At 38.3% G+C, this 3,322-nt stretch carries 2 protein-coding genes; both read right to left on the bottom strand.

Annotation, left to right across the window (positions count from 1 at the left end; all coding sequences use genetic code 11):
* Window positions 1-115 precede the first annotated feature (115 nt).
* Window positions 116-580, bottom strand: coding sequence for a hypothetical protein (locus G493_RS0122365; RefSeq protein WP_028582152.1), 465 nt, complete (start codon window positions 578-580; stop codon window positions 116-118).
* A gap of 6 nt (window positions 581-586) precedes the next feature.
* On the bottom strand, window positions 587-3,322 hold a 2,736-nt coding region (locus G493_RS0122360; RefSeq protein WP_028582151.1), incomplete at its 5' end, for an RHS repeat domain-containing protein.

Below are 3,322 nucleotides of genomic sequence, written 5' to 3'. Positions count from 1 at the left end.
TCCGTATTTTGACAAGGTATTTTACCTTAACGGAGGAGTATATTCCCTTGACAATTGCCTTTTAATGGGTGTCCCCTTTTCCCTTTTAATGAGTAGCACCTTTTTTGTGTATTTGTTAGTCTATCAAATAATCGCCTAAACGCCTCGTTTTGTAGCTTGTCTTAATAGACTCTGCAAAATCCACAGTAGACACCCTCCGTGCAATCTCATTATCACTACTAGACCATATAAAATAAATATTTCCAGTTAGACAGTCTACTCTAACATCATAATCAACCTTATTTTTGCTTAATAACAAAGCCATTGTAGAAGCATATTTTTCTCCAGAAACTACAACGTAAGGTCTTGTTTCTACTTTTTCCATAATTTTTTTAACAACAAAATTGTACTTTTTATCTATCTTAACCACCCCCTCATCATCAAGATAAAAAGGAATTTGTTCTTTAACAAGAATGTCAATAAAATCATATTGGTATCCGGGACCATCGTAACTAACACCAAATTCAGTTTCGCTTGAACCTAAACAGAAATTAGCACCAAAAATAATCAAAAAAACTGTAATAATGATAAAAATACGCATAGTTACTCATTTTATAAAAATATCATCAATCTTTTCCCATTCACCAAGAAATTCATCTGGAAATGCATATCCATTGAAGTAAGACTTAACCCTCTTCCACACTTCTGTAGTAATCCAATATTCAGTCCCTTCATTTAAAGTTTTAGAAAGGACATTTCTTCCTAAAAATATGCCACACTCATCAGTACAAACTTCTACAACTGCTGTATAAACAGCCCACTGTTCTTTTTTAGCCTTGTATTCGTACCGACCGTCATAGCAAATAGCATCAGGATGACTACAGATAAATTCACGTATAGGATTACCTGGATCGCTACTATAAAACCACTTAATCAATCCAGTTTTATCCCTGTAGTCTGTATCAATCTTAATAATACATTTTAACCCTAACGGATCTATTGCATTTACAGGATTATTTAAAACATATATATATAAATTAATTCCTCCATAAATACCAAAAGGATCTTCAGTTAAATATCGACCATTTTTCTTATTATAATATCTATGCCAATTATAGTTATTATTTGTTTCAACATCAAAGTATTGGCCAGGAAAACGTAGGTTATTTTTTACCAAATCTATCAATACACTGTCATCGCCAAAAGAATCGTATTCAGCAGACCAAACAACATTACCGTTACTATCTGTTAACAATACGGCGGCATCAACACTATCATTTTGATAAAAATATAATTTTTTATCATTTTTTAATATAACAGGATCACTACTCCATACAGAATTAGGCTTATATATATATTCAGTATTTATTTCACCTTGTTCATCAAATTCATTGACGAGCCCTTCATCTGTATAATAGAAAAAAGTTATTTGGCCATTAATTTTTTTAAATATTCTACGCCCAAAAGGATCATACGCATATTCTACGTTCAAGCCATCTTTTAAGACTTTAATCAGACGATTTTCCAGATTATAGACAAATTTTTCATTTTCAACGGAAGAGGAGCTGCTAACAGTACTACCGTTTTTATCGTAACAAAATTCTGTGTTCGCAGCAGTAAGAAGTTGATTATTAACATTATAGACATAATTAGAATGCTCGAGGTCAGCAGTCCGATTATACACATCGTCATAATCGTATTTTTCTGCTTGCTGCCCATTTTCTTCTACCTGAATGAGGCGTTGCAAATCATCATAACCATATTGGATAACGTTATCTGCACTTTGCTTGGTATCCACCTGATTAAGGGCATCATAGGCGTAGTTCAAGTCAAGGACTGTTTTTCCACCAGCTATGCTTTGACGCTTTGTTAATCTGAGCAGGCCGTCGTAATTATTAGTTTGCTCTCCGCCGGGAAAGGTTATTTTTTTAGGAAGAAACCAATAAAACTGGTCATAGGATATTTGAGCAACACCGGGGATTGATATTTCTTTCAATCGATTGATTTTGTTGTACCGGTAATATTTGGTCTCGCCATCAGAAGCAGTATAGCTCTTTTTCAGGCCGTTTTTGTAATAGGTGTATGCGTGTTGAGCAGTGAAGGTTCCATAATCAACCTGGCCATTAAGTTGCCTTCCTAAGAGGTCGTAGTCATAACTGCCCTTAGTGACACCGTCGTTATAGCCCGTAATTTGACCCTGTTGATTGAAATCAAGGGTTACTGTTTTTTCTGGCTTACTGTCTGCAGTTTTTTGCAGGATATAGCTTCGTAACTGCCCCACGTCATCATATTGATATGTTTTCAGCTGACCTTTGGCATCAACTCTTTGCAGTAAACGTCCCACTTGGTCATATTTGAAAGAAAAAGTATTTCCCAGTGGGCGGGTTTCGCTCATTTTATTCCCTAGCTGGTTGTAGGTGAAAGTGGTTGTCTGGCCTTTGGCATCGGTTACTGCGATCAGGTTACCTAAGGCATCATAGGAGGATGTTGTCACCCCACCTGCGGGGTCAACGGTAGCTACTTTTCTTCCAATCTTGTCATATTCATATTGGGTGGTGTAGCCTGCTGCGTTGGTAACAGCAATCTGATGCCCGGCTTTATCATACTTATAGGTTGTGCTTTGCCTAATGCCTTCTGCTTTGTCCGTCTGCTTGATCAGATTGCCGCGCAGGTTATATTCAAACAAGCGGGTAAAGGTAGGGAATTTAATCTGAACAGGTTTATCTTTATAGGTTTTTGAACAGGTTCCGCACCCTTGGAACCCCTGGTAGGTTATCTCGATGGCATTATTATTACCGTCCACCACTTTTGAAATTTTATCCGTACCCTGCTCGTAAAAATAGATCTGGTATTTGCCTTCCTGGTCAACTTTTTTGGTGAGGTGGTTATCCTTGTCAAAGTTGAAACGGGCAATACCTCCCAAGGCATCGGTGACTTTGATCAGGTTATCCTGATAATCATATGCAAAAGTGGTGGTACCGCCTGCGCTATCTATTTTCTTGACTGGTCGGTTGGCTGCATCGTATTCGGTTTCAACTATACGGCCATTGGCATATTTTTGTTGCACCAGGTTCCCCTGGAGATCATAGGATGAAGAGTTGGTCACGCCTACCGGGTCTGTGATTGCGAGAGGATTCCCCATATAATCATAGGTGATGGTGCTGATACCTCCGACCGGGTTCACCTCTTTCACCATATTCCCATTGGCATCATAACTATAGGCAGTAACGACCTGGTCGGCGCCATTGAACTGGATAGTTTTCACCAGGTTGCCGTCGGCGTCATACTCGTGCTCAGTTCGCTGCTCGTCAATGGTTTGATACGCTTTACGGATAACGGTGGG

Origin of the sequence: Desulfogranum japonicum DSM 18378 (assembly GCF_000429945.1) — a bacterium.
Lineage (GTDB): Bacteria > Desulfobacterota > Desulfobulbia > Desulfobulbales > Desulfobulbaceae > Desulfogranum > Desulfogranum japonicum.
This window is presented reverse-complemented; position numbering and strand designations above follow the sequence as displayed.